Annotated in this window: 22 protein-coding genes, 1 tRNA gene and 1 pseudogene; 9 read left to right on the top strand and 15 right to left on the bottom strand. The window is 63.0% G+C overall.

Annotated features, from left to right (window positions below; genetic code table 11):
• The 7 genes and pseudogenes from ACYVOC_RS13870 to ACYVOC_RS13900 form a co-directional block, all read left to right on the top strand.
• Positions 1–277, top strand: a pseudogene (locus ACYVOC_RS13870) (hypothetical protein); the annotation flags it as partial.
• Positions 278–318: 41 nt separating this feature from the next.
• The gene (locus ACYVOC_RS13875) at positions 319–870 is read left to right on the top strand and encodes a TlpA family protein disulfide reductase (protein ID WP_461162190.1); all 552 of its coding nucleotides are present in this window, start codon (positions 319–321) and stop codon (positions 868–870) included.
• A 136-nt stretch (positions 871–1,006) separates the two neighbouring features.
• Positions 1,007–1,453 carry an acetyl-CoA carboxylase biotin carboxyl carrier protein gene (accB, locus tag ACYVOC_RS13880; RefSeq protein WP_116002974.1) on the top strand — a complete coding sequence of 149 codons (447 nt, stop codon included), beginning with the start codon at positions 1,007–1,009 and terminating at the stop codon, positions 1,451–1,453.
• Positions 1,454–1,627: 174 nt separating this feature from the next.
• Positions 1,628–2,977 carry an acetyl-CoA carboxylase biotin carboxylase subunit gene (gene accC / locus ACYVOC_RS13885; protein WP_461162191.1) on the top strand — a complete coding sequence of 450 codons (1,350 nt, stop codon included), beginning with the start codon at positions 1,628–1,630 and terminating at the stop codon, positions 2,975–2,977.
• Positions 2,978–3,048: 71 nt separating this feature from the next.
• Positions 3,049–3,936: a 50S ribosomal protein L11 methyltransferase gene (gene prmA, locus ACYVOC_RS13890; RefSeq protein WP_461162192.1), complete on the top strand. Its 888-nt coding sequence runs from the start codon at positions 3,049–3,051 to the stop codon at positions 3,934–3,936.
• A 569-nt stretch (positions 3,937–4,505) separates the two neighbouring features.
• A complete protein-coding gene (locus ACYVOC_RS13895) occupies positions 4,506–5,507 on the top strand; it encodes a DUF3426 domain-containing protein (RefSeq protein ID WP_461162298.1) in 1,002 nt (333 codons plus the stop codon).
• Positions 5,508–5,536: 29 nt separating this feature from the next.
• The gene (locus tag ACYVOC_RS13900) at positions 5,537–6,454 is read left to right on the top strand and encodes a carbohydrate kinase family protein (protein ID WP_461162193.1); all 918 of its coding nucleotides are present in this window, start codon (positions 5,537–5,539) and stop codon (positions 6,452–6,454) included.
• A gap of 50 nt (positions 6,455–6,504) precedes the next feature.
• On the opposite strand, the gene ACYVOC_RS13905 is transcribed toward ACYVOC_RS13900, so the two are convergent.
• The 8 genes from ACYVOC_RS13905 to ACYVOC_RS13940 form a co-directional block, all read right to left on the bottom strand.
• Positions 6,505–7,128, bottom strand: coding sequence for a histone (locus ACYVOC_RS13905; RefSeq protein ID WP_116005910.1), 624 nt, complete (start codon positions 7,126–7,128; stop codon positions 6,505–6,507).
• 335 nt (positions 7,129–7,463) lie between these two features.
• Complete coding sequence (locus tag ACYVOC_RS13910; RefSeq protein WP_461162194.1) at positions 7,464–8,663, bottom strand: ribonucleotide-diphosphate reductase subunit beta; 1,200 nt, start codon at positions 8,661–8,663, stop codon at positions 7,464–7,466.
• Positions 8,664–8,793: 130 nt separating this feature from the next.
• Positions 8,794–11,694, bottom strand: a complete 2,901-nt coding sequence (locus ACYVOC_RS13915; protein ID WP_461162195.1) for a ribonucleoside-diphosphate reductase subunit alpha — start codon at positions 11,692–11,694, stop codon at positions 8,794–8,796.
• A gap of 273 nt (positions 11,695–11,967) precedes the next feature.
• The gene (ampD, locus tag ACYVOC_RS13920) at positions 11,968–12,591 is read right to left on the bottom strand and encodes a 1,6-anhydro-N-acetylmuramyl-L-alanine amidase AmpD (protein WP_116002979.1); all 624 of its coding nucleotides are present in this window, start codon (positions 12,589–12,591) and stop codon (positions 11,968–11,970) included.
• A complete protein-coding gene (locus ACYVOC_RS13925; protein WP_116002980.1) occupies positions 12,560–14,044 on the bottom strand; it encodes a sigma-54-dependent transcriptional regulator in 1,485 nt (494 codons plus the stop codon). Before ACYVOC_RS13925 ends, ampD begins: the two co-directional genes overlap by 32 nt.
• Position 14,045: 1 nt before the next feature.
• Positions 14,046–15,773 (bottom strand): sensor histidine kinase, encoded by a 1,728-nt coding sequence (locus ACYVOC_RS13930; RefSeq protein ID WP_461162196.1) that lies wholly within the window; start codon positions 15,771–15,773, stop codon positions 14,046–14,048.
• Entirely contained in the window at positions 15,763–15,987 is a 225-nt protein-coding gene (locus ACYVOC_RS13935) for a PP0621 family protein (protein WP_461162197.1), read from the bottom strand. Before ACYVOC_RS13935 ends, ACYVOC_RS13930 begins: the two co-directional genes overlap by 11 nt.
• Entirely contained in the window at positions 15,984–16,781 is a 798-nt protein-coding gene (locus tag ACYVOC_RS13940; protein WP_116002983.1) for a cytochrome C assembly family protein, read from the bottom strand. Before ACYVOC_RS13940 ends, ACYVOC_RS13935 begins: the two co-directional genes overlap by 4 nt.
• Positions 16,782–16,872: 91 nt before the next feature.
• On the opposite strand from ACYVOC_RS13940, the gene ffh reads away from it, so the two are divergent.
• Positions 16,873–18,255 carry a signal recognition particle protein gene (ffh, locus tag ACYVOC_RS13945; protein WP_116002984.1) on the top strand — a complete coding sequence of 461 codons (1,383 nt, stop codon included), beginning with the start codon at positions 16,873–16,875 and terminating at the stop codon, positions 18,253–18,255.
• A gap of 208 nt (positions 18,256–18,463) precedes the next feature.
• Here the strand turns inward: ffh and miaB are convergent, their stop codons facing one another.
• The 7 genes from miaB to ACYVOC_RS13980 all read right to left on the bottom strand — a co-directional run bounded on the left by miaB (position 18,464) and on the right by ACYVOC_RS13980 (position 25,153).
• Positions 18,464–19,801, bottom strand: coding sequence for a tRNA (N6-isopentenyl adenosine(37)-C2)-methylthiotransferase MiaB (gene miaB / locus ACYVOC_RS13950; protein WP_461162198.1), 1,338 nt, complete (start codon positions 19,799–19,801; stop codon positions 18,464–18,466).
• 85 nt (positions 19,802–19,886) lie between these two features.
• On the bottom strand, positions 19,887–20,333 hold the full coding sequence (locus ACYVOC_RS13955) for a hypothetical protein (RefSeq protein WP_461162199.1): 447 nt from the start codon (positions 20,331–20,333) through the stop codon (positions 19,887–19,889).
• Positions 20,334–20,430: 97 nt separating this feature from the next.
• A tRNA-Met gene (locus ACYVOC_RS13960) sits at positions 20,431–20,507 on the bottom strand.
• A gap of 59 nt (positions 20,508–20,566) precedes the next feature.
• Positions 20,567–21,346 carry an enoyl-CoA hydratase gene (locus ACYVOC_RS13965; RefSeq protein ID WP_116002986.1) on the bottom strand — a complete coding sequence of 260 codons (780 nt, stop codon included), beginning with the start codon at positions 21,344–21,346 and terminating at the stop codon, positions 20,567–20,569.
• A 62-nt stretch (positions 21,347–21,408) separates the two neighbouring features.
• Complete coding sequence (locus ACYVOC_RS13970) at positions 21,409–23,226, bottom strand: M61 family metallopeptidase (RefSeq protein ID WP_461162200.1); 1,818 nt, start codon at positions 23,224–23,226, stop codon at positions 21,409–21,411.
• 21 nt (positions 23,227–23,247) lie between these two features.
• The gene (locus ACYVOC_RS13975) at positions 23,248–23,964 is read right to left on the bottom strand and encodes a DsbC family protein (protein ID WP_116002988.1); all 717 of its coding nucleotides are present in this window, start codon (positions 23,962–23,964) and stop codon (positions 23,248–23,250) included.
• A 61-nt stretch (positions 23,965–24,025) separates the two neighbouring features.
• On the bottom strand, positions 24,026–25,153 hold the full coding sequence (locus tag ACYVOC_RS13980) for an FAD-dependent monooxygenase (protein ID WP_461162201.1): 1,128 nt from the start codon (positions 25,151–25,153) through the stop codon (positions 24,026–24,028).
• A 77-nt stretch (positions 25,154–25,230) separates the two neighbouring features.
• On the opposite strand from ACYVOC_RS13980, the gene ACYVOC_RS13985 reads away from it, so the two are divergent.
• Positions 25,231–26,112, top strand: coding sequence for an MOSC domain-containing protein (locus ACYVOC_RS13985; RefSeq protein WP_461162202.1), 882 nt, complete (start codon positions 25,231–25,233; stop codon positions 26,110–26,112).
• The last annotated feature ends 46 nt before the right edge of the window (positions 26,113–26,158 follow it).

A 26,158-nucleotide genomic window follows, 5' to 3' on the forward strand; every position in this document is an offset into this window, starting at 1 on the left:
CCTGCAATTGTTTTGCGATGACTCAAAATCAGCAGAAATAGCGTTGATTGACCATGGTGTGAGCTATGAACCCAGCACCGTGCCGGGCCTGCATGGCAAACCTGTTGAAGCACTGAGTGTGGGAAGTTTGTCCCGCGAGCTGGAGATTGTGGTGGGTGTGCACCTTTTGATCTACGACCTTGATGATTTGCGCGGTGCCTTGCGGCCCGATGCCCGGGGGCGCTCGCCCCGTGGGGATACGGCTGCCGTGCGCCTGCTTTTGGAGCTTGATCAGTGACGAATCCTCTTCCCGTGCCGCCGGGCGCTGATGCGCCTGAAATGTCGAAAGCCCCTGCGGGCGTTGTTTCCAGGCGCCGCCATTTGTGGCTGTATGCCGGGGTCGCTGCCGCAGCGGCGGCCGCAGGCGGGGGGTGGTCGTGGTGGCGAAACCAGTCCTTTGCAGAAGCTTCGGATGCCAGTCAGGTTTTCTGGGACTTGTCTTTTGAGACGCCGGCGGGCCAACCTCTGGCTGCAGCGGCGTTCAAGGGTAAGCCTTTGCTGCTCAATTTTTGGGCCACCTGGTGTCCTCCTTGTATCGCCGAGTTGCCTCTGTTGAACGGGTTTTACCGCGAAAATGCGGCCAAAGGCTGGCAAGTGATGGGTGTCGCCGTCGATCAACCATCGGCGGTGCGGGGTTTTCTGGAGCGCACGCCACTGGATTTTCCGATTGCTATGGCCGGCCTGGGCGGAACCGATTTGCCGCGGTCGCTGGGAAATCTGGGGGGCGGCTTGCCTTTCACTGTGTTGTTCGCGGCCGATGGGCGTATTCTTCACCGTAAGATCGGACAGGTAACACCGGAGAATTTGCGCCAGTGGTCCCGGCTGATATGAGGCGTTTCAGTCGGAACCATAGATTTTTGACCCGGACCGTTGCGGTCAATTGATGGAAATTGCTGGGGAAAGGATAAAAAAGGGTGAAATTGGAGTAAATTCGCGCCCTGTTCAGTTTTTAGCTGTTGGAGCTCTCATGGATTTGCGAAAACTCAAGACCCTCATCGACCTGGTGTCCGAGTCGAATGTGTCTGAACTCGAAATCACCGAAGCCGAGGGCAAGGTCCGCATTGTCAAGAGCGGCGGAACCGTGGTGCAGCAGTATGCACCAGCGCCCATGGCTCCCGCGCCGGCCCAGCCTGCGGGCGTAGCCCCGGTTGCCGAGCTGCCGGCGCCCGTTGAGCCCGCGGGCCATGTGGTGAAGTCGCCCATGGTGGGGACTTTCTACCGCGCCTCCAGTCCTGGCGCCAAGGCCTTTGTCGATGTGGGCAGCCAAGTCAAGGAAGGCGAGACCATCTGCATTATCGAGGCCATGAAGATTCTCAACGAGATTGAGGCCGACAAGTCCGGCACCGTCACACGCATCCTGGGTGAAAACGGCCAGGCCGTGGAATACGGCCAGCCCTTGTTCGTGATCGAGTGAGAGAGAACAACCCCTTGAGCGGCTTCGCCGCTTCCCCCTTCCCTCGCAGGGCTGCGCACTGCGGGAAGGTGGACACCGCCAGCGCGGCGGGGCGGCCCTTGCGCGGCGGATGCTGGTGCTGGCCGCGTCAGTTTCAAGCGCTGCACGCATCGTGTCTCATTGTGGGCAAACAACATGTTTAAAAAGATCCTGGTCGCCAATCGCGGCGAAATCGCCCTTCGAATCCAGCGCGCCTGCCATGAACTTGGCATCAAGGCCGTGATGGTGTATTCCGAGGCCGACCGCGACGCCAAATACGTCAAGCTGGCCGAAGAGGCTGTGTGCATTGGCCCTGCGCCGTCCCCGCTGAGTTATCTGAACATGCCGGCCATCATCTCGGCGGCCGAGGTGACGGATGCCGAGGCGATCCACCCGGGCTACGGTTTTCTCAGTGAAAACGCCGACTTTGCCGAGCGCGTGGAAAAGAGTGGTTTCCAGTTTATTGGCCCTACGCCCGAAAACATCCGCACCATGGGCGACAAGGTGTCTGCCAAGCAGGCCATGATCAAGGCGGGCGTGCCCTGCGTGCCCGGTTCTGACGGTGAACTGCCGGACGATCCTGTGCAGATCCGCCGTATTGCCAAAGCGGTGGGTTACCCGGTCATCATCAAGGCCGCGGGCGGTGGTGGTGGGCGCGGCATGCGCGTGGTGCATACCGAGGCCGCGCTGGTCAATGCGGTGCAGATGACCAAAGCCGAAGCGGGTGCCGCGTTTGGCAATCCTGCGGTGTACATGGAAAAATTCCTGCAAAACCCGCGCCACATCGAGATTCAGATCCTGGCCGACAAACACCGCAACGCGGTGTATCTGGGCGAGCGCGACTGCTCCATGCAGCGCCGTCACCAGAAGGTGATTGAGGAAGCGCCGGCGCCCGGTATTCCGCGTCGGCTCATTGACCGTATCGGTGACCGCTGCGTGGCAGCTTGCAAAAAAATCGGCTATCGGGGCGCGGGTACGTTCGAGTTTCTGTACGAAAACGGCGAGTTCTATTTCATTGAAATGAACACGCGCGTACAAGTGGAGCATCCAGTCACCGAATGGATTACGGGTGTGGATATCGTGCGCACGCAGATCATGGTGGCTGCGGGCGAGAAACTGCCTTTCACGCAGCGCCAGATCCAGATCCGCGGTCACGCCATTGAGTGCCGTATCAATGCCGAAGACCCCTACAAGTTCATTCCTTCGCCAGGGCGCATCACGACATGGCACGCGCCCGGTGGGCCGGGGGTGCGGGTGGACTCGCATATTTACACGAATTACTTTGTGCCGCCCAACTACGATTCGATGATTGGCAAGATCATTGTCCATGGCGACACGCGCGAGCAGGCCTTGGCGCGCATGCGCACGGCTTTGTCCGAAACAGTGATCGAAGGCATCAATACCAATGTGCCGTTGCACCGTGAACTCATGGTGGACGCCAAGTTCATGGACGGCGGCACCAATATTCACTATCTTGAAGAGTGGCTGTCCCAGCGCCAGCGCTGAGGCCGTCAGTTTCTGAACAACCTGAAGGGCGCGCATACCGCGCCCTTTGTCCGTATGGGAGGCGCGAAGCCATGTTTGAACTCAGCCTGATGTGTCCGCAAGACCGGGTCGAAGTCCTGAGCGAAGCGCTGGATGCGCTGGATGCGCTCAGTGTTTCGGTCGAAGATGCCGATGCGCAGACCGATGCCGAGCAGGCCTTGTTCGGCGAGCCTGGCATGCCTCCACCGAGCGAAGGCTGGCAGCGCAGCCGTGTGGTCGCGCTGTTTGCGACCGAAGCCGGTGCGCAGGACGCGCAGCGTTTGCTGGAGGCGCAGGATTTTTTTGCTGGTTGCGAAGCCTGCCAGGTGACGGCTTTGGCCGACCAGGATTGGGTGCGGTTGACCCAATCGCAATTCACGCCCGTCGAGATCACTGCAAATTTTTGGATCGTGCCGACTTGGCATGAGCCACCAGAGCAGGCACGTCGCATCATCCGTCTCGATCCTGGGTTGGCTTTTGGCACGGGCACGCATCCCACCACGCGCATGTGCCTGCGCTGGATCGCCCACCACGGATCCGCAGGTGCGCTGGGGCGCGTGCTGGACTATGGCTGTGGCTCGGGCATCCTGGCCATCGGGGCGGCCAAGTTTGGCGCCACCGACATTGATGCGGTGGATATTGATCCGGCCGCAGTGGAATCTGCCGCACTCAATGCCCAGGCCAATGGTGTGCAGATGCGCGCCGGACTTCCAGACAAAGCGCAGGGTCACTACCAGACCGTGCTGGCCAACATTCTGGCGACACCCCTGCGTGTGCTGGCTCCTCTCTTGTGCAGTCATGTGGCGCAAGGAGGGTATTTGGTGCTGGCTGGAATTCTGGAGCGCCAGGCGCAAGAGCTGCAGGAGGCCTATGCGCCCTGGCTGTCCCTCGCGGTGGCAGACTGTGAAGATGGCTGGATTCTTATGACCGCGTCGCGCTAGCGCGAGCGCGGCGTGGTCCACTCTACAATCCACAGCGCATGAGCCAGATCACCCGCTGCCCGTCTTGCTCGACGATGTTCAAGGTCGTTGCCGATCAGTTGCGCATCTCTGACGGGTGGGTGCGTTGCGGGTATTGCAAGCAGGTTTTTGACGCCGCTGCGTATCTGCAAGCACAGCCCCCCGCGGCACTTATGCCGGATCTCGCGCTGGACAAGCTGCGCGCACCGCCACAACCGGTGCGCCGCGCCGAGAGCGCTGCAAAAACATGGGGCCCCACTGCGGCGCCGCCTGAAAGAAGCAGCCGGGCGCAGGCCTTACCTGCCCAGTTTTCTGCGCCTCTGGCGTCCGAACGGACGCAGGCGCAGGTTGATACGTCTGCTGTTTTGAAGGTGCCGGAGCCCGGTGTGCCACCGTTTCTTGCCTTGGAGCCTTTGCCAGGGCAGGCTGGGACCGATATTTTTGGCCGGGCGCGCACAACCGTTGTACCTGAGCCGTTCACCCTGCCGCCAGAACGTGTTGCACCATCGTCATCGGCGTCCCCGGCATTGGCTGAAACCAAGTCTGCTGCGATGGATTGGCCCGCCATTGATTTTGAGCCTGCGGCGTCGTCTGAGGAAGAACCACCGGGCTATGAACTGCCCACGCCTGAGTGGCAAGAGACCGAATTTGGGATGGAGCCCGATGCGGATTGGCCGAAAGCGTTGACTCCCGAGCCTGCAGTGGCGTCGTTGGCGCAGACACCAGAGCCAGAGCCACCACCGATTGAGCGGGCATTGCGCGATGCTCTTCATGATGTGCTCCTGCAGCGCGAGGCACTGCAGTCGGCAAAGGCATCGGTGGATGGGCCGGTGTCGCCTGCTGCGGCGGTGACCTCGATTACCAAGGAGCCGACACCTTTGCTGCCTGATGCCCCGAGGAGTCTCGCATCAGAGGAGGAGGGTGCGGCAGTCGAAGAAGCAGACCACCTTGATCTGCCGGTGGAGGAGGATCCACTGCGCCAGGCCATGCCTGCGGACATGCAGGATAAAGCGGAGCCGGGAGACAACGCATCTGCTGGAGAGCTTTCTTTTGTGCGGGCGGCCCGGCGCAAGGCGTTCTGGCGTAAACCGCTGGTGCGTATGGGGTTGGCCTTGCTGAGTGTGTGCCTGCTTTGCGCGCTGCTGCTCCAGGTCGCCGTGCACGAGCGCCATTTCATCGCGGCATCCTGGCCGCAGGCCAAGGCTTTGCTGGACGTCTTGTGCCGCCCGCTGCAATGCTCTGTGGGGCATTACCGCCAGATTGCAGCGGTGGACGTGGATGGATCGTCCTTCCACAAAGTGCGCGGCGATGAATACCAGTTTTCCCTGACCTTGAAGAGCCGTGCACGTATGCCGGTAGAAACGCCATCCATCGAACTGACGCTGACCGATGCGCAGAATCAGCCGATTGTGCGTCGTGTCTTGCAGCCCTCAGAGCTTTCCGCGCCCGCTGAACTGGCGGCGCAAGGAGAGTGGAGTGCGACCACGGCGATTCTTCTGGCATCGGGCGGTGTCCGCATCACGGGTTACCGGGTGCTGGCTTTTTATCCCTGAACGGCCTTGCGCCCAAACGATTGATTGATATGGCAGCACTGATTTGCGGTTCCCTGGCGTTTGACACCATCATGACCTTCGAAGGGCGATTTTCGGAGCAGATCCTGCCCGATCAGTTGCATATTCTGAATGTCTCGTTTCTGGTGCCCGCGCTGCGCCGGGACTTTGGCGGCTGTGCCGGCAACATTGCTTACAGTCTCCAGTTGTTGGGGGGGCAACCTGTACCCATGGCCATGCTGGGTAGCGATGGGGCCGAATATCTGCAGCGCCTGTCCCATCTGGGTATCAGTACCCGTTGCGTAGGCCAGGTCAATGACACTTACACCGCACAGGCCATGATCATGACCGACCGCGATAACAACCAGATCACGGCGTTTCATCCTGGCGCGATGATGCAAGCCCATGCGAACCGTATCGACGCCAGCATGCCAGAAGTGCGCATTGGCATCATCGCTCCTGATGGGCGCGACGCCATGATCGAACACGCTGCGCAGTTCCAGGCGGCGGGCATTCCCTTTGTTTTCGATCCGGGGCAAGGTCTGCCCATGTTCTCGGGCGAGGAGCTCACCCGCTTTGTGGAGCAGGCGTCTTGGGTCACGGTCAATGATTACGAGGGCAAGATGCTGTGCGATCGCACAGGCCTCGATCTGGCCGCGCTTTCGCGCAAGGTGGAAGGCTTGGTGGTGACCCTCGGGGCGCAGGGTTGCGAGGTTTGGGTCGAGGGAATTCGGACCGAAGTGGCACCGGTTGTGCCCACCCAGATTGTCGACCCCACAGGCTGCGGTGACGCATGGCGTGGCGCTCTGCTCTTCGGCCTGGAGCGGGGTTGGCCCCTGGCGCGCTGTGCTGCGCTGGGTAACCGCCTGGGGGCTCTCAAAATTGCGGCGCGTGGACCACAGAACTACACGCTGGATTTCGATCCCGCATCGCTGATGGCCCAGGCATAAAAAAACCCGGTGCAGGGCACCGGGTTGTGATGCGCAGCCGGGGCTGCGTATCAGGGCTTTGAGCCCGTAGGGAAAGGCCATGCAGCCTGGGGGTTGAGCGTCGTCTGTGCCGCAGGAGCTGCTTTGGCTGCTGCAGGCTTCTTGGCTGGTGCCGCTTTCTTGGGAGCCGATGCCGCCTTTTTGGCTACAGGTTCTGCTGCTTTTTTTGCAGGTGCCGCGGTTTTGGCGGGTGCTACCTTCTTTGCAGGAACTGCTGCCTTTTTGGTGGGCGCAGCCTTTTTCGCGGGCGCGGCCTTCTTGGCCACTACGGCCTTCTTGGCAGGAGCCGCCTTCTTTGCAGGTGCCGCTTTCTTTGCCGCTACGACCTTCTTGGCTGGAGCTGCTTTCTTGGCGGGCGCCGCCTTTTTCGCTGGAGCTGCCTTCTTGGCCGCTACGGCTTTTTTGGCAGGTGCCGCGGCCTTCTTGGCGGGAGCGGCCTTGGGAGCGGTGGCCTTCGCTGCCGGTGCTGCGGCCTTTTTAGCGGGCGCAGCCTTCTTTGCCACTACCGCTTTCTTGGCGGGCGCAGCGGCTTTGGCTGGAGCCACTTTCTTTGCCGGTGCTGCTGCCTTCTTGGCGGGTGCAGCCTTCTTCACGGGAGCCGCCTTCTTGGCGGCGGGTTTCTTCGCAGTTGCCATCATTTTCTCCTTGGGTCAGTGAGCAAAGAGCACTCCACGCCTACATTGGGCAAGGAGCGATCCATGGAGATGGGCTTGTGCCCATTTCCATGAATACGGGGACGCTGTGCCCCAAGGCACGGACAGGTGCCAAGTGGGCGGAGCGTGGTGTGGTGTTGCATTGCGCGGGTGTGCTGCTACTGTGGCCAGGAGGCAATAGCGTGCCATCCCGTCAGCGCATGGGCTTTTCGTGCGCGACGGCCGTCGCAGCCGTGCCCGTGGATACCACGTGAAATGGCTGGGCTGTCTGTGGAGTCGATGGCGAGCTTCATATGGAGGTATGGGAAGGCCGGGCGCTAGTCCCAGGAGAGCGCGCCGCCCGACTGGTACTCGATCACGCGGGTCTCGAAGAAGTTGCGTTCCTTCTTCAGGTCAATCATTTCACTCATCCAGGGGAAGGGGTTTTCTTCGTTGGGGAAGAGGGTTTCCAGTCCGATCTGGGTGGCGCGGCGGTTGGCGATGTAGCGCAGGTAGCCCTTAAACATGGAAGCGTTCATACCCAACACGCCACGTGGCATGGTGTCTTCGGCGTATCTGTATTCAAGTTCTACGGCCTTGATGAACAAGGTCTTGATTTCTTCCTTGAATGCGGAAGTCCAGAGACTGGGATTCTCCAGCTTGAGCTGGTTGATCAGGTCGATGCCGAAGTTGCAGTGCATGGACTCGTCGCGCAGGATGTACTGGTACTGCTCGGCGGCGCCGGTCATCTTGTTTTGCCGACCCAGCGCCAGGATTTGCGTGAAGCCAACGTAGAAGAAAAGACCTTCCATCAGGCAGGCGAAAACGATCAGCGATTTGAGCAGTGTCTGGTCGTTTTCGTGTGTGCCGGTGTGGAAGTGCGGGTCGCTGATGGCCTCGATGAACGGGATCAGGAATTCGTCCTTGTCACGGATCGACTGCACCTCGTTGTAGGCGTTGAAGATCTCGCCTTCGTCCAGACCCAGCGATTCGACAATGTACTGGTACGCGTGCGTGTGGATCGCTTCTTCAAAAGCCTGACGCAGCAGGAACTGACGGCATTCGGGCGCCGTGATGTGGCGGTAGGTGCCGAGCACGATGTTGTTGGCGGCCAGCGAGTCTGCGGTGACGAAGAAACCCAAATTGCGCTTGATGATGCGGCGTTCATCTTCGGTCAGACCATTCGGGTCTTTCCAGAGCGCGATGTCGCGCGTCATGTTGACTTCCTGCGGCATCCAGTGGTTGGCGCAGGTGGCAAGGTATTTCTCCCAGGCCCACTTGTATTTGAACGGCACCAGTTGATTGACGTCGGTCTTGCCGTTGATGATGCGTTTGTCGGCTGCGTTCACGCGCTGCGCACGCACTGCTCCTGATTCAGAAGCGGTGGAGGCTGCAGGCGCAGCTGCTGCGTGAGCGCTGATAGATGAATCGGCGAGCGATGCAGAGAGCGGCGCCGATGCCGCCAAGCGGTGTTCTTGCAGACCGCCGTCGAAAAATCTTTGCGATGAGGATGTGACTTCTTCGTCCCAGTTCAGCATGGTTTTTCCAGTGTTCGGATTATGGAAGCAGCGCTGCAAAATGAAAAGCGCCTATGTGCTGCGCTGCGCTGTTTTGTTGCTTGAAAACACATGTGAGGTCGCCGTTGTATAGCGACCTGTGTACGCAGTGCTACTGACAGGCTTCGCACGAGGGATCGTCGATGGCGCAGAAGCGCACATCGCTGGCGGGCAACGTCTCTTGTGGCGTGCCCGGTGATGCCATGGCGCTATCGTCGCGGCCCGATGCAACGGCGTTGAGCTGGCGCGTGTTGACCGTGCTCATCTCGACATGGGTCGCGCTTTGTGTGCGCAGGTAGTAGGTGGTTTTGAGGCCACGCAGCCATGCGAGCTTGTAGGTCTCGTCGAGCTTCTTGCCAGACGCGCCCGCCATGTAGATGTTCAGGCTCTGCGCCTGGTCGATCCATTTCTGGCGACGCGATGCGGCCTCGACAAGCCAGCGTGGTTCCACCTCGAAAGCGGTGGAGTACAGGGATTTGATCTCTTGTGGCACACGGTCGATGGCGTGCAGTGAGCCTTTGAAATGCTTGAGGTCCATGACCATCACGTCATCCCATATTCCCAGGCGTTTGAGATCGCTCACCAGCTTGTGGTTGATCACCGTAAATTCGCCTGAGAGGTTGGACTTCACGGAGAGGTTGCCAAAGCAGGGCTCGATGGAAGCGTCCACACCCACGATGTTGGAGATCGTGGCCGTCGGTGCGATGGCTACGCAGTTGGAATTGCGCATGCCGTCCTTTGTAATCTTGTGGCGTAGCGCGTCCCAGTCGAGGGTGACCGAGCGATCGACTTCCACATGCCCTCCGCGTGCCTGGGCCAGCAGATCCAGCGAGTCGAGCGGCAGAATGCCCCGTTCCCACAGTGAGCCGCGGTAGCTGGAATAGCAACCCCGCTCGGCTGCGAGATCGGTCGAGGCCCAGTAGGCGTAGTAGCAGATGGCTTCCATGGAGCGGTCGGCAAACTCCACGGCTTCCTCACTGGCGTAGGGAATGCGTAGCTCGTACAGCGCGTCCTGGAACGCCATGAGGCCCAGGCCTACCGGACGGTGGCGTAGATTGGCATCACGCGCCTTTTTCACCGCGTAGTAGTTGATGTCGATGACGTTGTCGAGCATGCGCATGGCAATGCCCACGGTGCGGCGCAGCTTGGCGTGATCGAGCGCCAGTTGGCCATCCGCGTTGCGGATCAGATGGTTGAGCAGGTTGACCGAACCGAGGTTGCAGACGGCCGTTTCGCTGTCGCTGGTGTTGAGCGTGATCTCGGTGCACAGGTTGCTCGAATGCACCACGCCCACATGCTGCTGTGGCGAGCGCACATTGCAGGCATCCTTGAAGGTGATCCAGGGGTGCCCAGTCTCGAACAGCATGGTCAGCATCTTGCGCCACAGGTCGGTCGCCTGGATGGTTTTGCTGGGCTTGATCTCGCCACGGGCGGCCTTCGCTTCATAGGCCACGTAGGCTGTTTCGAATGCGCTGCCGAACAGATCGTGCAGGTCGGGGACATCGGAGGGGGAGAACAGCGTCCACTGGCCTTTTTCCAGCACACGGCGCATGAACAGGTCGGGAATCCAGTTGGCCGTGTTCATGTCGTGCGTGCGCCTGCGGTCGTCGCCGGTGTTCTTGCGCAGCTCCAGAAACTCCTCGATGTCCAGGTGCCAGGTCTCCAGGTAGGCGCACACAGCGCCTTTGCGCTTGCCGCCCTGGTTCACCGCGACGGCCGTGTCATTCACCACCTTGAGGAAAGGCACCACGCCTTGCGATTCGCCGTTCGTACCCTTGATGTGGCTGCCCAAGGCGCGCACGCGCGTCCAGTCGTTGCCCAGACCGCCGGCGTACTTGGACAGCAAGGCGTTTTCCTTGATGGATTCGTAGATGCCATCAAGATCGTCAGGCACCGTTGTCAGGTAGCAGCTCGACAGCTGGGAGCGCAGCGTGCCACTGTTGAACAAGGTGGGCGTGCTCGACATGAAGTCGAAGCGCGAGAGCACTTCATAAAATTCGATGGCGCGGGCTTCGCGGTCAATCTCGCCCAGCGCCAGCCCCATGGCCACACGCATGAAAAAGACCTGGGGCAGTTCAATGCGCGTCTTGCGCACGTGGAGGAAGTAGCGGTCATAGAGCGTTTGCAGGCCCAGGTAATCGAACTGCAGGTCGCGCCCGGCCTCAAGGGCCGCACCGAGGCGGGTCAGGTCGAACTGCAGCAGGCGTTCGTCAAGCAGCTGGTTCTCGACGCCTTTGCGGATGCATTGTGGAAAGTAGTCTGCATAGGCCTGCGCCATATCCCCTTGTGCCACTTCGCGGCCCAGCACTTCGCGGGAAATGGTGTGCAGCAGCAATCGGGCCGTGGCAAAGCTGTAGTCGGGGTCTTTCTCGATCAGCGTGCGTGCGGCCAGGATGGCGGCTTTGTGTACTTCTTCCAGCGGCACACCATCGTAGAGATTGCGCAGGGTTTCCTGCACGATGGGTTCAGCCTGGACATCAGTGCCCAGCCCCGCGCACGCGGACTCGATCAGGCCGCGCAAACGGTTCATGTCGAGTGCGACACGTTGGTCGCCATCGATGACATGCAGCGCCGGGGTGCTGGGCGCCTGGGTTTCGGTCTGGCGTGCGCGCTCCTGGGTGCGGCGTTCGCGGTACAGCACGTAGGCGCGAGCGACCTCGTGGTGTTCGCCGCGCATCAGGCACAGCTCCACCTGGTCTTGCACATCTTCAATGTGGAAGGTGCCGCCGCCCGGACGCGAACGCATGAGCGCGCGTACCACGGCCTGCGTGAGCTGATCCACCACCTCGCGCACGCTGGCCGAGGCTGCACCTTGGGTGCCGTGCACCGCCAGAAAGGCTTTCATCATGGCGACGGCAATCTTCTGCGGGACAAACGGCACCACGGCGCCGTTGCGCCGGAGGATCTGGTAGTGCGATAAGTCGGAGGCCGCCGCAGACAGGCGGGCTGGTGTGTGCGCCCCTGCAACAAGGGGCGCAATGGGCGTGGTGGAGATGGGGGTGGCAGCTTGCATGGCGTCCTCTCGTCGAAGGGGTGATAGAGGTCTCTGGCGCCCGAACAGGCCGCCGAAAGACGGGCGGTGAATTGATTGATGATAATCAATTTCACACTATAGGTGATGTGAAATTTAAATTAATACACTATATGTAGTGTATTTTTGGGCTGGAGATCGTACTGGCTGGGTTGCCGCAGGGGCGCAGGAAAACCGCCCCTGCGAGGTGCGGGGACGGCGCGGACGCCTTGATTCAGGCGTCCTGCTGCTATTTTTTTTGTAGGCCGGGGCGTATCAGCGCAGTGGCTGCAGGGTGTGGGCTGGGAAGCGGCGTGCATCCCACGCCAGCAGGCGCTGCAGTTGCGGCCACTGAAACCCTGGCCCTGGGTCGGCCTTGCGGCCGGGTGCGATGTGCTCGTGGCCTGCGATGTGGGCAATGGGATAGCGCTGTGCCAGGTCGGTACACAGCCGTGCCAGGGCGTTGTACTGGGCAGGTTCGAACGTTGCACCCTCCAGCCCTTCGAGCTCGATGCCGATCGAATCGTCGTTGCATTGGCTGCGTCCGCGGTATTGGGATGCCCCTGCATGCCAGGCGCGCTGGTCGCAATCGACAAACTGCCAGAGCGTGCCATCGCGCTCGATAAAGAAATGGGCTGAAACCTGCAGGCCCCGGATGCTCTGGTAGTAAGGGTGGGCGTCCCAGTCCAGGCGGTTCAGGAAAAGGTCTTGCACGGCCTGGCCGCCGTACTGGCCGGGCGGCAGGCTGATGGAATGCACTACGATCAGATCAATCTGCGCCTGTGCAGGTCGGGGGCCGTAGTTGGGCGAAGCCAAGTGCCGGGCGCTGCCGTGCCAGCCCTGCACCCAGACGGAAGGTGTCGGGGTTTCAGGATTCTGCGTCGGCGTTGTTGTCGTCATTGGGCGCGGTAATGTTCAGGCGCGCGATGCGGTAGCGGATCTGGCGCAGGCTGATGCCCAGTCGGGCCGCTGTGGCGGTGCGGTTGAAATGGGCTGCTTGCAGTGCGCGCACCAGAATGTCACGCTCCTGCTGGTCGAGCCAGGCCTGCAGGTCATGGGGAAGCTCGGCGGTGGTAGACGTGGGGGCCGGGTTGCCGGGGGTGATGGGGGGTGCTGCAGGGGTTGCATCGAAGGCACGGTCGGCAGCCGACGGGCCTGCGGCTTCCACCGTGAGCACATCGCCTTCGCTCAGCGCCACGGCGCGGTGCAGCAGGTTCTCCAGCTCGCGCACATTGCCGGGCAGGGCGTGGGTGGTGATGGCGGCCAGCGCTTGCGGGGTGAGCTGGGGCACGGGGCCTCCCGACTCCAGCGCAATGCGCGCCAGCAAAGCCTCGCACAGAGCGGGTAGGTCTTCGCGTCGCTCGCGCAGCGGGGGGATGAAAATTTCGATGACGTTGAGCCGATAGTACAAATCCTGCCGGAATCGTCCCGTCTGCACGGCCGAGGCCAGGTCGTGGTGCGTGGCGCTGACGATGCGTACATCCACGGTTTCTTCCTGGGTGGAGCCCAGCGGGCGCACGCTGCGCTCCTGGATGGCGCGCAACAGCTTGGACTGCATGGCCAGTGGCAGGTCCCCGATTTCGTCCAGAAACAGAGTGCCGCCCTGCGCGGCCTGAAAGTACCCCTGGCGGTCTTGCGTCGCGCCTGTATAGGAGCCCTTGCGGGCGCCGAAAAATTCGGCTTCCAGCAAATTTTCAGGGATGGCGCCGCAGTTGACGGCCACCAGGGGGCCGCTGGCGCGCTGGCTGCTGGCATGCAGGGCGCGGGCGATCAGCTCCTTGCCCGTACCCGACTCGCCCCGGATGAGCACGGGCGCCATGCCACGCGCCACCTTGGCCACACGCTGTTTGACGTTGCGCATGGCCTCGGACTCTCCCACCAGGCGGGCCATCGACAGGCTGCAAGGGACTCCGGAGTCGGTGGCGCCGTCGCGGGCGGGGCTGCTGCGGGTGCTGCGCGGCGGGGGAACCGCATCGCCCCCTTGCACCGCAGAGGCCACGACAGAGCGGAACTGCTTGAGATCGACCGGTTTGGTGAGGTAGTCGAAGGCGCCTGAACGCAGGGCTTCCACGGCATTTTCTGCAGAGCCGTAGGCCGTCATCACCACGCAGCGCTCGCGCCGCTGCTGGTCGCGCAGATCTTGCAGCAGTTCCATGCCAAAACCGTCGGGCAGGCGCATATCGCTGATGACCACGTCAAAGCGTTTGGCCTGCAGTTGCTGGCGCGCCTCGAGCAAAGTCGCGGCGGTGTCGACGCGGTAGCCCTCGCGCAACAGGGTCAACTCGTACAGGGTGCGCAGGTCGGGTTCGTCGTCGACCACCAGGATGGAGGCCGCAGGGGCATTTAGGGACATATCAAACCACAATGGTGTCAAACAGGGAGGCCGACTCTTGCAGCCGCCCGACCTGGCGGAAGCTCACTGTGAAGGCATTGCCCTCGATGTCGCCCCGGGAGGTGGGGCGGCTGGTGCGCTGGTAGCTGATGGCGGCGCCATGCCGCTCACACAGTTCGCGGCAAATGTACAGGCCCAGGCCGCTGGATCGGCTTTCGGATGAAAAGAAGGGCTCGAACAGATGGCGCTCCACCGATTGGTCCATGGGCGCTCCATCGCTCCAGACCTGTACGCAGGCCTGGCCGGGGGCGCTGATGCGGGTACTCAGCTGCAACGCATCGGTCTCGCTACTCTTGTAGCGCAAGGCATTGTCGAGCAGGTTCACCAGCACACGGCGCAGGTGTTCGGTATCGAACTCCACGTGCACCTCGCCAGCCATGAGCGTCACACGGCCCTGGCGGTGGGCCGGGTCGTGGCTGCTCCAGTCCTGCCAGATCTGTGCCACGCTGGAATCGAGCGTCAAGGTGGACGCCGGGGCGTGGCTGATCTGGTGCTGCACGCGCGCGATGTCAAGGATTTCCTCGGCAATGCGGGCCAGGCGGTCGGCGTTTTGCTGCACCATCTGGCTCAGGCGCTTTTGTGCGGGTTGCTCCAGGTCTTCTTCCAACAGGGCATTGGCCTGCATGATGGCCGCCAGTGGATTGCGGATCTCGTGCGCCACGGCGGCCGACATGCGGCCCATGGCCGCCAGTTTTTCGGTGCGCAGACGCGCTTCCATCTCACGCAGATCGTGCAGGAACATCACACACAAACGGGCGCCCGGCACACCGGCAGCGCTTTGTTTTGGCGAGGTCAGCCAGGTGCGTACATGCAGGCCGACGGGGCTTTGTCCTTCATTCAGCAGGTTCAGGTCGGCGGTCTGGGGCTGGTCCAGGCGAAAGGAGCGGCGCGCCAGAGCCACCAGTGCCTGCCATGCTGCAGCCTGGTGCAATGTGAATGGAGGGTCCGAGCCGGACGGGCAACCCAGCAGCGACAGCCCCGCCGGGTTGGCCATGCGCACGGTGACTTCTTCGTCAACCACCAGCACGCCGTCCGTCAGGTTCTGGATGATCAGCGCGCTGACCTGGCTTTGCACCAGGGCCGCCACCTTGCTGCGCTGCGCTGTTTGCTGCTCGCGCACCAGCCGGGTCGAGAGCTGGTGTATCAGGAAGGAGGCGATGAAATAGCCGGTCCCGGTCAGCGCTGCCTGCAGATAGAGTTGCGCAGTATCCGTGTCGGGCCCGTGGTAACCCTGCCACCATGCCCAGGCCAGCAGCAGCAAAGTGGCGGCTGCCGTGGTGCCCAGCGCCAGGGTGAGCGTTCCCAGCACCGAGGCCATGAGGATGGGCAGGCCCAGCAGGGGCGTGAAGTTCATGGAGCCGATGTGCAGCAGTTGCAGCGCACTTACCGCCACCAGGTCCACGCCAATGGACGGCAGCCATTGCAGACCGGCCTGCGGAGAAGGCGGCGCCCGCCGCGCCAGCACGCGCAGGGCCAGCGTTGCGGCCAGGTACGCCACGCACACCATGAGCACCAACGGATGGGCGTTCTGGTTGATGACCTGGCCCACCCCTTGCAGCAGCAGCAGGGCCAGCGCGATCATGGTGCGGCCCGTCAGGAAGCCGTGCCACAGGCGCAGAAAAGGGGTCTCATCCACCGCCAGGGGCCGCGCGGCCGTGCTGTTGCCGGGAGGTATGGTGTCAGCGTGCATCTTGCTGCTGGTGCTCGGCGCAGCAGTATATGCGGGCGCCGTGTGTCAACGCTTCGGAGCGCGGCAGATGCACGCCGCAGCGGTCGCAGGCCACCATGTCCTGCGGTGCGGGCAGCGGCGGGCGTTTGCCCTGCGATGGCGGGGCGTCCGTGCGCTGGCTGCGCCAAAAAGCGTAGCCTATGGCGATGACGGCAAGGACCAGCAAGTATTTCATGCGCTGCGTCCCAGCACCACTTCCAGTGCAAAACGCGAACCCACATAAGCCAGCAGCAGCAGCGCAGCGCCCGTGTAGAGCATGCGCACGGCGCTGCGGCCACGCCAGCCAAAGCGCTTGCGTCCGAGCAGCAGTGCGGCAAAGGTCAGCCACGACAGCACCGAGAACACGGCCTTGTGGTCCCAGCGCCAGGCACGGCCATAGAGCGATTCGCTGAACAGCATGCCGGCCGCCAGTGTGGCGGTCAGCAGCACGAAGCCCGCGGTCACGAATCGGAAGGTCAGGCGCTCGAGCGTCAGCAAGGGCATGCCGCTGTGGGGATCGACCGCCAGGCGGATGCGCCGTTCGGCGCGCGTCATCAAGGCGGCATGCACCACGGCGGCGGCCAGCAGGCCATAGGCCGAGATGCCCAGCGCCAAGTGCAGCGGCAGCCAGGCCGAGGCCGTGCCATGCAGGGCCTGGCCCGGGAACGCCATTGCCAGCAACACAGCCAGGCTGCCCAGAGCAGCCAGCGCCCAGCGGGCCCGCAGCTGTGGGAACAACTGGTGTTCGATGGCATAGACCGTGAGAACCAGCCACGCAGTGACCGACAGGGCCGGGGCAAAACCGAAGCGCGGCGTCGTCTCCACCATGCTCCAGGCCAGGGTGGCGGCGTGCAATACCCAGGCGACCCACAGGGCTGCGCGGGCACCCCGGGCCTGCAGGCGGGCTGCTGCCACAGCCGGAACGGCATAGGCCAGAGCAGTGGCGAGCCCGAGCACCAGACTGACGGGGGAGCTACTAGCTAAAATCATGCTGCACAGTTTACCTTTCGCCCACGGCCCGCCCTTGGGCGCAACCCCCCTCCCGCAGCCCCGTTCGCGGGTCTACCCCGGAATACCTGACATGGCCTCCGCCCTTACCGACAAACTCTCGCGCCTCGTCAAGGAGATGCGTGGCCAGGCCCGCATCACCGAATCCAACGTACAGGACATGCTGCGCGAGGTGCGCATGGCCCTGCTCGAAGCCGACGTGGCCCTGCCCGTGGTGCGCGACTTCATCGCCCGCGTCAAGGAAAAGGCGCTGGGCGAAGAGGTGCTGGGCTCCCTCAAACCTGGGCAGATGCTGGTCAGCATCGTCAACCGCGAACTGGCCGCCACCATGGGCGAGGGCGTGTCCGACATCAATCTGGCGGCCCAGCCCCCGGCCGTGATCCTGATGGCGGGTTTGCAGGGCGCGGGCAAGACCACCACCACGGCCAAGCTGGCCAAGCACCTGATCACCAAGCGAAAGAAAAAGGTGCTGACCGTCTCCGGCGACGTGTACCGCCCCGCCGCCATCGAGCAGCTCAAGACCGTCACGGCCCAGGCAGGTGCAGAGTGGTTCCCGAGCACGCCCGACCAGAAGCCGCGCGACATTGCCCTGGCCGCGCTGGACTACGCCAAGAAACACTACTTTGATGTGCTGCTGGTCGACACCGCCGGTCGCCTGGCCATCGACGAAGTGCTGATGCAGGAAATCAAGGACCTGCACGCGGTGCTCAATCCGATCGAAACCCTGTTCGTGGTGGACGCCATGCAGGGCCAGGATGCCATTAACACCGCACGTGCCTTCAAGGAAGCACTGCCGCTGACCGGCATCGTTTTGACCAAGCTCGACGGTGATTCACGCGGCGGCGCTGCGCTGTCTGTGCGCCAGATCACCGGCGCACCGATCAAGTTTGCCGGCGTTTCCGAGAAGCTCGACGGCCTGGAGGTGTTCGACGCCGAGCGCCACGCGGGCCGCATTCTGGGCATGGGCGACATCGTTGCGCTGGTGGAGCAAGTGGCGGCCGGTGTGGACATGGAAGCCGCGCAAAAGCTCGCTGCCAAGGTCAAGAGTGGCGACGGCTTTGATCTGAGCGATTTTCTGGGCCAGTTGCAGCAAATGAAGCAGATGGGCGGGCTCGCCAGCCTCATGGACAAGCTGCCCTCGCAGCTCACCGCCAAGGCCGGTCAGGTGGACATGGACAAGGCCGAGAAAGACATCAAGCGCAAGGAAGGCATCATCCAGAGCATGACGCCGCTGGAGCGCCGCCGGCCCGAACTCATCAAGGCCACCCGCAAGAAACGCATCGCTGGCGGCGCGGGTGTGCAGGTGCAGGAAGTCAACCGCCTGCTCAAGGAGTTTGAGCAGATGCAGGGCATGATGAAAAAAATGAAGGGCGGCGGCCTGATGAAAATGATGAAAAAGATGGGCGGAATGAAGGGCATGGGGGGTGGCGGCGGTATGCCTGGCATGCCTTTCTGAGTTTTGGTGTTTTTTTGGCTGTAGTGCTTATGCAATAAACGCTACAAGCTATCAAAAACAAAGCAAAAAACCGGCAGAGTGCCGGTTTTTTTATAGGATGAATGCTCCTGAATCAGGAGCTGCCAACGCTTGATGGTAAATATTTTCCAATAGAAAAGTACTTTAAAACCTTGTGTATCAAGCGCAAGCAGCTCTCATTTTTGATGGATTATCCCGTGGTTTCACGCACCAGCACCTCGCCGCGCAGGGTGTAGGTCTTGGCTTCGGTGATGGTGACGTCGGCCATCTGGCCCACCAGGCGAGGGTCTCCGGCGAAGTTGACCACGCGGTTGCACTCGGTGCGGCCCATGAGTTCGTTGCCGTCGCGCTTGGAACTGCCCTCGACCAGAATGCGCTGCACCTTGCCCACCAGGCCCTCGCTGATGTGCTTGATGTTGCCGTTGATGACGGCCTGCAGCTCGTGCAGGCGGCGCAGCTTGACCTCGTGCGGCGTGTCGTCGTGCAGGTTGGCGGCGGGCGTGCCCGGGCGCGGGCTGAAGATGAAGCTGAACGAGTTGTCGAAGTGGATGTCGTCGATCAGCTTCATCATCTTGGCGAAGTCTTCCTCGGTCTCGCCCGGAAAGCCCACGATGAAGTCGCTGCTCATGGCCAGATCAGGGCGGATGGCACGCAGCTTTTTCACCGTGCTCTTGTATTCCATGGCGGTGTAGCCGCGCTTCATGGCCATGAGGATGCGGTCCGAGCCGTGCTGCACCGGCAGGTGCAGGTGGTTGGCCAGTTTTGGAATGCGCGCATAGGCCTCGATCAGCCGCGGCGTGAATTCGTTGGGGTGGCTGGTGGTAAAGCGCAGGCGTTCAATACCGGGGATTTCAGCCACGTATTCCAGCAGGAGCGCAAAGTCGGCCACCTCGCTGGTGTCGCCCATGGCGCCGCGGTAGGCGTTCACGTTCTGGCCCAGCAGGGTGATTTCTTTCACGCCCTGGTCGGCCAGGCCCGCCACCTCGACCAGTACATCGTCGAAAGGGCGGTTGATCTCTTCGCCGCGCGTGTAGGGCACCACGCAGTAGCTGCAGTACTTGCTGCAGCCTTCCATGATGGAGACGAAGGCGCTGGCGCCTTCGACCCGCGCAGGCGGCAGGTGGTCAAACTTTTCGATCTCTGGAAAGCTGATGTCCACCTGCGGACGGTCTTGCTGCACCCGTGCCTGCAGCAGATCGGGCAGGCGGTGCAGGGTCTGGGGGCCGAAGACGATGTCCACATAGGGCGCGCGTTTGATGATTTCGGCCCCTTCCTGGCTGGCCACGCAGCCGCCCACGCCGATCTTCACGCCGCGCTCCTTGAGGTGCTTGACGCGGCCCAGGTCGGAAAATACCTTCTCTTGCGCTTTCTCGCGCACCGAGCAGGTGTTGAACAGGATGAGGTCCGCCTCATCGACGTTTTGCGTGGGTTCGTAGCCCTCGGCGGCACGCATGACGTCCACCATTTTGTCCGAGTCGTACTCGTTCATCTGGCAACCGAAGGTTTTGATAAAGACTTTTTTGGCCATGGCAAGCTCTCAGAAAACAGGGGGGGTGGGCTGCATGCGCTGCGCCCGCCGCAGGGCGGGAGCCAGGGGCGTGGCAGCAGCCGGGTCAGCGCACGGGGGTGGCGTCGGACTCGAAGCGGAAGTTGCGCTGCACGGAGTCGCTGCCCTTGCGCGGCTGTGCGGCCTCGCTGTTGCTCAGGATCCAGGCAGAAATCAGCATGCCCGTGCTGTTCTCGATGAGGTAGTTCACGGTGAATTGCTGGCCCTTGACCGTGTGCATCATCACCAGGGTGTTCTGCGGGCTGAACAGGCGCATGCCGGGTGCCATGCGGATGGCGTTGCCATTGATCTCGGCATCGGAGGCCCCGGTAATCACCAGCGAACCGCGCAGCGCCGCATCGGGGAAGTTGCGCATGCCACTCATCGAGCCCTGCACCGTGCCTTGTGCGGCAGCAGGCGCGCTGGCCAGAGGGGCTGCGGCGCAGAGCACGGCCAGCAGGAGGGGCCCCAGACCGGGGCGAGAAGGGGAAAGTGCGGTCGGGCAGCGGTTCATGGTGTTCATCCAGGGGCTGTGAAAGCGCGATTTTACGGGCGCCTGCGTTGCGTGCACCCAAAGAAAAACCCACAGTGTTGCCACTGTGGGTTCAATGTGGTGGTGGTACCGGGACTTGAACCTGGGACATCAGCATTATGAATGCTGCGCTCTAACCAACTGAGCTATACCACCGAAAAAATGGAATTATAGAACAAAAAAAACGGGCAACCAAAGCTCGGCTGCCAGGATTTTTAAAGATGCTGGAACTGCGCCTTGCGCTTGTTCACGAAAGCATCCATGCCTTCTTTCTGGTCGCTGGTGGCGAACAGGGCGTGGAACAGGCGGCGCTCGAACATCACGCCGTCGGACAGGCCGCTTTCGAACGCGCGGTTCACCGACTCCTTGGCCGCCATCACGGCGATCTGCGAAAAATCGGCAATGACCAGGGCGGCGCCCAGGGCTTCTTCCATCATTTTCTCGAAAGGCACGACGCGGCTGACCAGGCCTGCGCGTTCGGCCTCCGGGGCGTCCATCATGCGGCCAGTCAGGGCCATGTCCATGGCCTTGGCCTTGCCCACGGCGCGCGGCAGGCGCTGGGTGCCACCGGCGCCCGGAATCACGCCCAGCTTGATCTCGGGCTGGCCGAACTTGGCTGTGTCGGCAGCGATGATGAAGTCGCACATCATGGCCAGCTCGCAGCCGCCGCCCAGCGCAAAACCGCTCACGGCGGCGATGACGGGTTTGCGGATGCTGCGGATGGTTTCCCAGTTGCGCGTGATGTAGTCGCCTTTGTAGGCATCGGCAAAGCTGTATTTGGCCATGGCACCGATGTCGGCCCCGGCGGCAAAGGCGCGTTCGCTGCCGGTGATGATGATGCAGCCGATCTTGTCGTTCGCATCAAAGGCCTTGAGGGCCTGGCCCAGCTCGTCCATGAGCTGGTCGTTCAGCGCATTGAGCTGCTTGGGACGGTTGAGGGTGATGATGCCGACCTTTTCAGCTTCGGTGCGGACTTCAATGACTTCGTAGGCCATGGCGTTCTCCTGTTGCAATTAAAAATAAAACGATAACCAAGGCCCCGGCAGTGCGGGGCCGATCAAAGACCATCGAGCCAGCGCGTGGCGCGGGCTGCGTCGGTGATGCTGAGCGACACGGTGTCGGCCATGGCGGGCTGTGCGGCGCTCTTGCGGCCTTTGCTGCTCTTGGCGGGCGGATGGGCCAGCGTCAGGGGCAGTCGCAGCAGGCGCCGGTCGCGGGCGACCAGGGCCGTGACGGCCGTCTCTGCCCCGGCATACAGCGCGATGTCGTCGAGCTTGGCAATGCGCCAGCCTTGGCCCTGCACTTCGATGCCGATCCATTCATCGCCGGCGGCCATGCCGGCGCGCTCGGCCAGGCTGCCGCGCAGCACGGTTTTGATCTGCACTGCCGCGTTTTCTGTCACGCGCAGGCCCAGGCGCTGGGCGGGCTGGGCGGCTTCGGGTTTGAGCGTGATGCCCTGGGCCGCCAGCAGCGCCTCCAGCGGCAGTTCGCCGGTGCCGTGCACCCAGGCGTCGATCTCCGTGTCAAAGGGGCGGCCGCCCAGTTCGTGTAGCACGGCGCGCAGGGTGGCTTCGTCCATGGGGCCGCCCGCGCAGCGCTGCCACAAGGCGCGCATCACATCGTCCAGCGTGCAATGGCCCTCGGCGCGCAGCGCAAGGTCCAGGCACAGGGCGACGAGTGCGCCCTTGGTGTAGTAACTGACGGTGGCGTTGGGGGTGTTCTCGTCCTGGCGGTAGAACTTGACCCAGGCGTCAAAGCTGGCCTGGGCCACGGTCTGCAGCGTGCGGCCCGGCGTTTGCAGCACCTGCTGGATGGTTTTGGTCAGCAGCTTGAGGTAGCTGGCAGGGTCGATGAGCCCGGCCCGGCGCAGCAGCAGATCGTCGTAATAGCTGGTGAAGCCTTCAAAAAACCAGAGCAGCTGTGTGTAGTTCTCCTGCGCGTAGTCGTAGCGGGTGAACTCTGCGGGGCGCAGGCGCTTGACGTTCCAGGCGTGGAAGTACTCGTGGCTGATGAGGCCGAGCAGGGTGGTGTAGCCCTCGCCCACCGCAGGCGCGGTGCTGCGCGGCAGGTCGCGCCGGGCGCAGATCAGGGCCGTGGAGTTGCGGTGCTCCAGCCCGCCATAGCCGTCATCGACCACGTTGAGCATGAACAGGTAATTTTTGAACGGCGGCTTGCCCTCGCCGTGCCAGAGGCGGATGGCGGCCTCGCAGATTTTGCGCGTGTCGGCCAGCAGCCGCTTGCCGTCAAAAGACGCTGCGGCGCCTGCCACCACAAAGCGGTGCGGCACGCCACCGGCAGTGAAACGCGCGCTCCAGAAGGCGCCCATTTCCACCGGGCAGTCGGCCAGTGTGTCGTAGTCGTCGGCACGGTAGCGGCCAAACCCCCAGGCATCCACTTTTAAAGGAAAAATGGCTGTAGCGCACGACCACTGTGCGCTGGTAGCTATGTTTTCAGGAGCTAAAATGTCAATGGTGCAGGGCTGTTCGGTGTGTCCCTCGGCGCGCAGGCACAGGCTGGTGGCATTGAAGAAGCCGCGCGCAGCGTCCAGCCAGGCGGTGCGTACCGAGGCGTCACAGGCATATACCTCGTAGTGCAGCACCAGCGGCTTGCCGGGCTGGCACGTCGCCATCCAGCGGTGCTTGTCCAGTTGCTGCAGCGCCAGCGCCTGCCTGCCCTGGCGGGCCTGCAGGTTCTGCAGATTTTTGGAGAACTCGCGCACCAGGTAGCTTCCCGGTATCCAGACAGGCAGCGCCAGTTCCTGCTGCGCTGCAGGGCGGGCCACGGTCAGCGTGACGTGGAAAAGGTGCTGGTGTGGGTCGGGCGCTTCGATGCGGTAGTGCACCGCAGCAGCGGCGGTGGAGCGTGCGTTGGCCATGGGCGGTGCGGGCGCGGGGTGTCAGTTGCTGGCGGCGGATTCGCCCAGGCGTTTTTCGACGTCCTTGGCCGGGATGGCGCCGGGCACGCGGCTGCCATCGGCAAAAATCAGCGTGGGCGTGCCCGTAATTTTGTATTTTTTACCGAAAGCCAGATTGCGTTGCAGTGCGCTGGTGTCGCAGGTGGCGGCGGCCGGGGTCTTGTCGCGCACCATGTAGTCCTCCCACGCGGTCGTACGGTCTTTGGCACACCAGATGTTGCGCGATTTCTCGGCCGAGTCGGGACTGAGGATGGGGTAGAGGAACAGGTAGACGGTGACGTTGTCCACGTTCTGCATGTCGCGCTCGAAGCGCTTGCAGTAGCCGCAGTTGGGGTCTTCAAACACCGCCACCTTGCGCTTGCCGTCACCGCGCACGATGGTGAAGGCGTCCTTGAACGGCAGCGCTGCAAAATCCACCGCCGAGAGCTTGTTGATGCGGTCTTCCGTCAGGTTGCGGCGCGCCCGGGTATCGATCAGCTCCCCCTGGATCAGGTAGTTGCCCTTGGCGTCGGTGTAGAAAATGTCCGTACCGATGCGCACTTCGTACAGGCCCGACATGGCCGTAGGCTGTACCTCGTCGATCTTTTCCATTTGCGGAATACGCTCGGCCAGTGTTTTGCGGATGGCGGCTTCCTGGGCGGTGGCGGAAAAACCCAGGGTCAGTGCGGCGGCGGCGAGCAGGGAGGGGATCAGTTGCATGGTTTTATTCAAAGGTTCAAGGGGCGGCGTAAGGGTGTTGCGCCGTTGGAGTGCATTGCCTTCAGCGCGTTCCCATGGCCTGGCGGGCCATCCAGTCTTTCAGAGGGCCGCTGTGGTCAAAGCCTTTCATGCCCCAGTTGCGTAGCATCTGCCAAGGGCCCTGCGGGCGTGAAAAAAGCTGGTGCAACCCATCGGTGGCCAGGCCCATGGGCGCCAGGGCCGTCTTGCGCTGGCGCTCGTAGCGGCGCAGCAGCCGCAGGTCAGACACGCTGCGCCAGGTATCGCGCCCGCCCAGCACCTGGGCCAGCGCTTGGGCGTCGCCCAGGCCCAGGTTGAGGCCCTGGCCCGTCAGCGGGTGTACGTTGTGTGCGGCGTCGCCCGCCAGCACCCACGCGGCTGCAGGGTTGGTCGGCAGGGTGCCACACCAGTGGCGCGCCTGGGCCTGCTGCAGCGGCCAGGTGGCGCGCTCGCTGGCCAGCGTCAAGGCGCCCAGCGCATCTTGGCTGGCCGCCTGCATGCGCTGCGCAAAGGTATCGGCCTCCAGGGCCAGCAGTTCGGCAGCCAGCGGCGGCGCTACAGACCAGACAACCGCCACGGTGCTGCCGCCTTCGCCCTCCAGGGGCAGAAAGGCGAGGATGCTGCCGTCCGGCGAAAACCATTGCCGGGCCACCTGGCCGTGCGGTTTTTCGCAAGCCATGCGCGCGGCAATGGCGTGCTGGGGGTAGGGCGTGATGTCGAACTCGGCGCCCAGTTCGCTGCGGGTGCGACTGGCACGGCCCTCGCACACCACGGTAAGCGCGGCCGGCACGGGGGCCTGCACCAGTTCTACCTGCGGCTGAAAGCGCACGGCGTCCTGCAGGCGGGCCTCCAGCGCGGGCACATCGACAATCCAGGCCAGGGCCGGTACGCCCTGGGCTGCGGCGTCAAAGTGCACCTCGCCCTCCTGGTCACCCCGCACCCGCATGTGCGTGACCGGCGTGGCGTGCACGGCGTCGGGCCAGCTGCGCAGCGATTCCAGCAGCGCGCGCGAGGCCGCGTTCAAGGCATAGGCCCGCACATCGGCTGCCTCTGGTGCCGGTGCGGTGTTGGCGACGAGGGCCACGTTCAGCCGCTCGCGGGCCAGTAGCAGTGCCAGGGTGCGGCCGACTACGCCCGCGCCACGGATACAGATGTCAAAGGATTGCGCCATCCGGGCATTGTAGGAGGCCCGCCCCTGAGGGTTATGCTTGCAGGCTTTGTCCCTGTGTGCGATGGAAACCCCCTGCCGTGGCCTTCAATAGCAACGCTGATCTCTCGGGCGCCGTGGCGCGCCTTTTCATCTATCCCGTCAAGTCCTGCGCGGGCATCGAGGTGCATGAGGCCCTGCTGACCGAAACCGGCCTGGAGTTCGACCGCGCCTGGATGCTGGTGGATGAACAGGGCGCGTTTCTCACACAGCGCGCCGTGCCCCGCATGGCGCTGATCCGGCCCCGCATTGCGCGCGACCAAGGGGCGCTGCTGTTGCAGGCTCCCGGTCTGGGTGAATTGCGCGTGCCCCTGGCAATCGATGTGGCCCCGCCGCACACCCCGGTGGTGGTCTGGAAAGACACCGTGCCGGCCTGGGACATGGGCGACGAAGCCGCCCGCTGGTTGACCGCCTTTTTGGGCCAACCCTGCCGCCTGGTGCGCTTCGATCCGGCGCAGCGGCGCCTGTCCAGCACCGACTGGACCAGCGGGCGGGCGGTGCCCAACCAGTTCAGCGACGGTTTTCCCCTTCTGCTGACCAGCACGGCCTCGCTGCAGGAACTCAACACACGCCTGCAAGCCGCAGGCCAGCCCGCGGTGGGCATGGAACGCTTTCGGCCCAATGTGGTCATCGACGGCGTGCAGGCGCACGATGAAGACCGTCTGGAGCTGCTGCGCATTGACGTCGGCGCTGCCCAAGTGCAGCTGCAGCCGGTCAAGCCCTGTGCGCGCTGCCCCATTCCCAATATCGACCCGGCCACGGCTGAGAGCCGCCCCGCCGTGGGCGACATGCTGCGCAGCTACCGCCAGGACAGGCGGCTGGGTGGCGCTGTCACTTTTGGCATGAACGCCATCGTGTGCCAGGGAGCCGGCCAGGTGCTGCGCGTGGGGCAGGCCGTTGCGGCCGACCTGTGCTTTGACTGAAACGGGCCATCGCTGAAGCCTATCGGGTGGTCTTTGTTTGCGCGGC

Source organism: Simplicispira piscis, assembly GCF_054783455.1.

Bases quoted from the DNA above. Each gene is read 5' to 3' on its own strand.
- ACYVOC_RS13930 (WP_461162196.1), bottom strand. From the start codon at position 15,773: ATGCACGCTGACACCATACCTCCCGGCAACAGCACGGCCGCGCGGCCC.
- ACYVOC_RS13875 (WP_461162190.1), top strand. From the start codon at position 319: ATGTCGAAAGCCCCTGCGGGCGTTGTTTCCAGGCGCCGCCATTTGTGG.
- ampD (WP_116002979.1), bottom strand. From the start codon at position 12,591: ATGACGACAACAACGCCGACGCAGAATCCTGAAACCCCGACACCTTCC.
- ACYVOC_RS13925 (WP_116002980.1), bottom strand. From the start codon at position 14,044: ATGTCCCTAAATGCCCCTGCGGCCTCCATCCTGGTGGTCGACGACGAA.
- ACYVOC_RS13935 (WP_461162197.1), bottom strand. From the start codon at position 15,987: ATGAAATACTTGCTGGTCCTTGCCGTCATCGCCATAGGCTACGCTTTT.
- ACYVOC_RS13915 (WP_461162195.1), bottom strand. From the start codon at position 11,694: ATGCAAGCTGCCACCCCCATCTCCACCACGCCCATTGCGCCCCTTGTT.
- ACYVOC_RS13970 (WP_461162200.1), bottom strand. From the start codon at position 23,226: ATGGCCAACGCACGCTCCACCGCCGCTGCTGCGGTGCACTACCGCATC.
- ACYVOC_RS13980 (WP_461162201.1), bottom strand. From the start codon at position 25,153: ATGGCGCAATCCTTTGACATCTGTATCCGTGGCGCGGGCGTAGTCGGC.
- accB (WP_116002974.1), top strand. From the start codon at position 1,007: ATGGATTTGCGAAAACTCAAGACCCTCATCGACCTGGTGTCCGAGTCG.
- ACYVOC_RS13975 (WP_116002988.1), bottom strand. From the start codon at position 23,964: ATGCAACTGATCCCCTCCCTGCTCGCCGCCGCCGCACTGACCCTGGGT.
- ACYVOC_RS13895 (WP_461162298.1), top strand. From the start codon at position 4,506: ATGGATTGGCCCGCCATTGATTTTGAGCCTGCGGCGTCGTCTGAGGAA.
- prmA (WP_461162192.1), top strand. From the start codon at position 3,049: ATGTTTGAACTCAGCCTGATGTGTCCGCAAGACCGGGTCGAAGTCCTG.
- ffh (WP_116002984.1), top strand. From the start codon at position 16,873: ATGGCCTCCGCCCTTACCGACAAACTCTCGCGCCTCGTCAAGGAGATG.
- ACYVOC_RS13905 (WP_116005910.1), bottom strand. From the start codon at position 7,128: ATGGCAACTGCGAAGAAACCCGCCGCCAAGAAGGCGGCTCCCGTGAAG.
- ACYVOC_RS13900 (WP_461162193.1), top strand. From the start codon at position 5,537: ATGGCAGCACTGATTTGCGGTTCCCTGGCGTTTGACACCATCATGACC.
- accC (WP_461162191.1), top strand. From the start codon at position 1,628: ATGTTTAAAAAGATCCTGGTCGCCAATCGCGGCGAAATCGCCCTTCGA.
- miaB (WP_461162198.1), bottom strand. From the start codon at position 19,801: ATGGCCAAAAAAGTCTTTATCAAAACCTTCGGTTGCCAGATGAACGAG.
- ACYVOC_RS13955 (WP_461162199.1), bottom strand. From the start codon at position 20,333: ATGAACCGCTGCCCGACCGCACTTTCCCCTTCTCGCCCCGGTCTGGGG.
- ACYVOC_RS13910 (WP_461162194.1), bottom strand. From the start codon at position 8,663: ATGCTGAACTGGGACGAAGAAGTCACATCCTCATCGCAAAGATTTTTC.
- ACYVOC_RS13940 (WP_116002983.1), bottom strand. From the start codon at position 16,781: ATGATTTTAGCTAGTAGCTCCCCCGTCAGTCTGGTGCTCGGGCTCGCC.
- ACYVOC_RS13965 (WP_116002986.1), bottom strand. From the start codon at position 21,346: ATGGCCTACGAAGTCATTGAAGTCCGCACCGAAGCTGAAAAGGTCGGC.